The 4,953-nt window shown below is 35.4% G+C and carries 3 protein-coding genes and 1 pseudogene; 3 read left to right on the plus strand and 1 reads right to left on the minus strand.

Annotated elements, in window-relative coordinates; translation table 11 throughout:
• A partial coding sequence (locus tag VNJ50_RS15070) for a carboxypeptidase-like regulatory domain-containing protein (RefSeq protein WP_325583119.1) occupies positions 1-436 on the minus strand: 436 nt, incomplete at its 3' end.
• Positions 437-978: 542 nt separating this feature from the next.
• On the opposite strand from VNJ50_RS15070, the gene VNJ50_RS15075 reads away from it, so the two are divergent.
• From VNJ50_RS15075 to VNJ50_RS15085, 3 genes and pseudogenes are all read left to right on the plus strand, one after another.
• Positions 979-1,581 carry a ribonuclease HII gene (locus VNJ50_RS15075; RefSeq protein WP_325583120.1) on the plus strand — a complete coding sequence of 201 codons (603 nt, stop codon included), beginning with the start codon at positions 979-981 and terminating at the stop codon, positions 1,579-1,581.
• 25 nt (positions 1,582-1,606) lie between these two features.
• Complete coding sequence (locus VNJ50_RS15080; RefSeq protein WP_325583121.1) at positions 1,607-4,030, plus strand: ribonuclease HII; 2,424 nt, start codon at positions 1,607-1,609, stop codon at positions 4,028-4,030.
• A gap of 282 nt (positions 4,031-4,312) precedes the next feature.
• A pseudogene (locus tag VNJ50_RS15085) lies at positions 4,313-4,953 on the plus strand (OmpA family protein); the annotation flags it as partial.

Below are 4,953 nucleotides of genomic sequence, written 5' to 3' on the forward strand. Positions count from 1 at the left end.
ATATGACGTTAACACCAGGAACGCTCCCTTGAATTGCAGTTGCCACACTGGCTAATTGCTGCTTCTCCATAACTGCAGTACTTACGGTTGCCATTGCACCAACAATAGATCTTTGCGACTGCTCTCCATAAGCAACAATAACAACTTCATCAAGTGCCGCAACATCTTCTTGCATCGTCACATTAATTGTGTTGCTTGCACCTACAACAACCTCAGTACTTTTCATACTCACAAAAGAGAAGGCCAACGTTTCCCCAACACGCACATTAATGGAATACTTTCCATCAAAATCAGTTTGGGCACCACGAGCAGTTCCTTTTACAAGCACACTTACACCAGGCAAAGGCAAACCTTCTTCAGCAGAGGTCACCACACCTGTAACAGTTTTCTCCTGTGCAAAAGAAAACTGCATCACAAACGCCATAAAAAGCGTCATTAACCATGTTAATTTTAATTTCATAAAACAATTATTTGAGTTAGTCTTGCGGCAAACTTCACAATAAAATATTAAAAAAACAAGTGTTTTACTTAAAATGATGTTAACGTTACTATAGACGCAAAATGAGATAAACCACTTAAACTCCTCTATATCAACATCAACACCAAATACAAGTAAGAAAACGACTGTGTTAAAGTTTTAACTACTGAATCATATAATTGCTGAATCTCAAAAAAAACGACTCAACAACGACCTTGTTTTGTAAAATAATTTCATTTTTTCGTTAAAAAACCAATAATATACTAACAGGAATTATTTTAATATGAACAAATCACTTTCTACAGTCTTTCTTATTAAAAAAATGACAACCACATGTACTCTTTCAAAAACATACTCCGCTTCCTATACCTTAATATATATCCAAACTAATATAAAGTGTCTATCGTAAAAAATGATGAAACAACCTTGGTCAGGTGGATAAAGTTACTAATATTTTAGATGTCACTTTATTATTTTAAATTTGTTGAAATTTTTATCCTTTGAGCTTAAAACTTTCTTTTACGCTAGATCCCTTAGAATGTGGTACGGATGAGGCCGGACGCGGTTGCCTGGCTGGACCTGTCACCGCGGCAGCCGTTATTTTACCAAAAGATTTTGAGAATCTGATCCTGAATGATTCCAAGCAGCTCTCTGAAGTTCAACGGAATTTTTTAAAACCCATTATTGAAAGGGATGCCATAGCCGTTGCATTTGCGCACGTACACCCCGAAGACATAGACTCAATAAATATATTGAATGCCTCCATATTAGCAATGCACAAAGCCATTGCCAATTTAAAAAAAGCACCAACCTTTATAAGTGTGGATGGCAATAAGTTTAAACCATTCCACAATATACCACACCAAACCATTATTAAAGGCGATAGCAAATACCTTAATATAGCAGCAGCTTCAATTATGGCCAAAACAAGTAGGGATGCCTATATGAGTAAAATACATGAAGAATTCCCGATGTATAATTGGAAAAAAAATAAAGGCTACCCGACCAAAGAACACCGCGAGGCCATAAAAAAATATGGAATCACAAAATACCATAGAATGTCCTTTAGATTATTACCACAACAATACCATTTAACATTCTAACTTTTATACTTACAGAAAATACGGCATGAGAAACCTTTGCATTCTATTGATCCTTATACTTACCATAAGTTGTAAAAACAATACCCACAAACCGTCCAACCTTATTTCGTTGGCACCCAATCATGCTTCGTTACTAATAAAAACAAATTCCCTTGAAGGGCTAAAGAGTGTTTTTAAAAATAATAGTTTATTAAATCAATTTTCTGAAAAAAAAACACTTTCCAACCTCAACAAAAAGCTCAACTTTCTCAATTATCTCACTCCTTCCGACGAGTTATTATTAGTGTTTAGTGAAGACCAAAATGACAGCCTTCAAATATCGATCATCACAAAATACCACAAACACCTTTTCAATTTAGATTCTGTTCCAAATAGATCCATAGAAACCATAAATATAAAAGAGGGTTCATTAACCAAAACCACTTTAGAAAATCAGACCATTTATAGCATCATTAAGGACAGTATATTTTTTGCATCAAATGACAGAGCACTTGCCGAAGCGGCGTTTAATAAAAAAGCACCCAATCTTATATTGCAAGAGTTATATAAAACTTCAAGCAATGAAAAATCAGTATCAATTATTATCAATACAGAGAAAAATAAATTTAACCCCAACTTTTTTAATGATATAAGTCTTCAAAAAAACCAGATTTCTAACTATTTATTACTAGATGCGGACTTAACCCCAGATCAATTAAAATTTGATGGCATTACTATAGCGCGAGATTCTACAAATAGCCTTATCAATAGTTTTAAAAACACATTTCCTCAAGACAATCAATTATCAAAAATATGTCCTCCGGATAGTGATGGTTTTTTAAGCTTCACCTTTCACGATTTTAAAATATTCGAGAACAATCTTGCACGGTTTAGAAAACAGGATTCCATCCTGAACGATCCAGTTTTTGAAAGCATTCAGGAAGCTGGTGTAATTTATAAGAATGATCAGCGCGCTATAGTTCTGAACAGTATTGACGCTACAGGAATGAATCACTATTTTGGAATTCAAAACCAATTGGAGAGCTATCGGGACATTGCCATTTATACCAATGACAAACCTGAAATTTTCTCTGCGTTGTTCGCACCTTTTATAACTTATGACAACGCAACACAATTCATTAATATGGATGATTTTTTTGTGTTTTCCAATAATACGGATCTCCTTAAAGACATTATTAGCAGTTATCAAAACAATGCCACGCTTTACACTTCGTCAGCGTTTAAAAACCTGATGGAAAACATGAGCGATGCTTCTTCTTTGTTTTTATACGCAAATAACACAAACCTCAAGAAAATCATCAATTCAAATTTCGCTAACCACATCAACAACACTGACTTTAACGCTTCGGCGATTCAATTTGTATATGAATCGAATTTTGCGCACGTCCATGCCATCCTTCAAAAAACCAAAAAATCACCTTCGTCCAATTCGGTGTTTGAATATGCCAACGTCGCCCTAGATACCGATCTTTTAACCGTCCCCCAGTTTGTTAACAACCACACCAACAGCGATAAAGATGTGATTGTACAAGATGCCGATTTTAATTTGTATCTCATTTCAAAAGACGGTAAGATCTTATGGAAAAAGAAATTAGACAGTAAAATATTAGGCAAAATCGAGCAAATTGATACCTACAAAAATGGACGTCTCCAATTTGCTTTTGCTACACAGCGTCAGGTTTATGTTTTGGACAGAACAGGAAAAGATGTTGGTTCATTTCCTTTAAAATTCAGGGATGAAATTACCCAGCCACTTTCGGTATTTGATTATGACAAAACTCGTGATTACAGACTGATGGTCACTCAGGGGGCTTCTGTTTTATTATATGACAAACAAGGTAAAATGATAAGCGGCTTTAACTATAAAAAAGCCGAAAACACCATCAATACACAGCCACAACATTTCAGAATTGGCAAAAAAGATTATATCGTTTTTGTACAGGGTAACGAACTCGAAATATTGAGTCGCGTAGGAAAAACTCGTGTTCAAATTAAAAACAATATCGATTTCAGCAATAACCCAATCACTCTTTATGATAATATGTTCACGACCACAACTGTTTCTGGAGACCTAATACAAATTGATGAAAACGGAAAAATGGCACGTACTAATTTAAATCTGGGAGAAAAACATGGCATGACATCAACCAACAAGACCTTGGTTACACTTTCAGAGAATATTTTACACATCAAAACCCATAAAATAGAACTGGATTTCGGGGATTATACGGCGCCAAAAATATTTTATGTTAATGACAAAATCTATGTTTCGGTTACCGATTTACAATCTAAAAAAGTATACCTATTTGATAGTCTCGGACAGCCTATTCAAAACTTCCCTGTTTACGGAAATTCGACTATAGATCTAGACATTATAGACAAAGACATACATCCCAAAATAGTGACTAAAGGCGACAAAAACAGCATTATTATCTATCAGATCAACTAACTCCCGCCTCTGGTATACGACAAAAATTATATTTGATGGATTTTCCTTGATTTTACACCCCTCCCTAAAGGGTGAATCAAGGAAAATCGGGCTCCCTTTAGGGTAACGGGGCAAAACCGATTTTCAGGAAATTAAACCAAACCAATTTTTGTCGTGTACTAAAAACTCCCGCATACCAATTACACAATATATCATACCAACCATACAGAATAATAAATCCGTAAGTCTTTTTTAGTTATCTTCAAAAAATTAGATAAACCACTAATTCACGAGGTCCAAAAAATGAGAATTTCCCTAAACTTAAAAAAGCTATTGAGCACAACTTTTATTGTTGCGTTCATGATTCCGTCTGCCAACGCACAATTACTAAAGCGTTTGCAAAAAAGTGCCGAACGTACCGTTGAAAAAAAACTAGAACGTAAAACGGAAAAGGAAACCGGTAAAATAATGGATTCTATTTTAGATCCAAGCCAAAAATCATCCCCTAAAAAAACGCCTTCTAAAACCCCAAACACTTCTACCACAAATACGCCTGCTACTACAACCAATGATGATAGCGGCAATGTGACAACTACAAACAGTATAAAAAATACTTCTGACGGCTTAGAAGTTTACAGTAAATTTGATTTTGTCCCAGGTGACAAAGTTTTATTTTACGATGATTTTTCACAAGATTTTATAGGCGATTTTCCTGCCAAATGGAACACCAATGGCACTGGGGAAATAGTAACCATGGACGGCTCGCCTAACAAGTGGTTTGAGATAAAGAGCGGCTCTATAAACTACATCCCGGATGTCCCCAAACTTCCTGAAGAATATACGATTGAATTCGATTTTCTTACCGACGGATTAGACTCCAAGACCTCTTCTGGAGCCTACCTACATATTACCATAGGCGACAAAAACAACTTTGACCGAAACAC

It is taken from the genome of Gelidibacter sp. (genome assembly GCF_035577925.1).
Taxonomy (GTDB): domain Bacteria; phylum Bacteroidota; class Bacteroidia; order Flavobacteriales; family Flavobacteriaceae; genus Gelidibacter.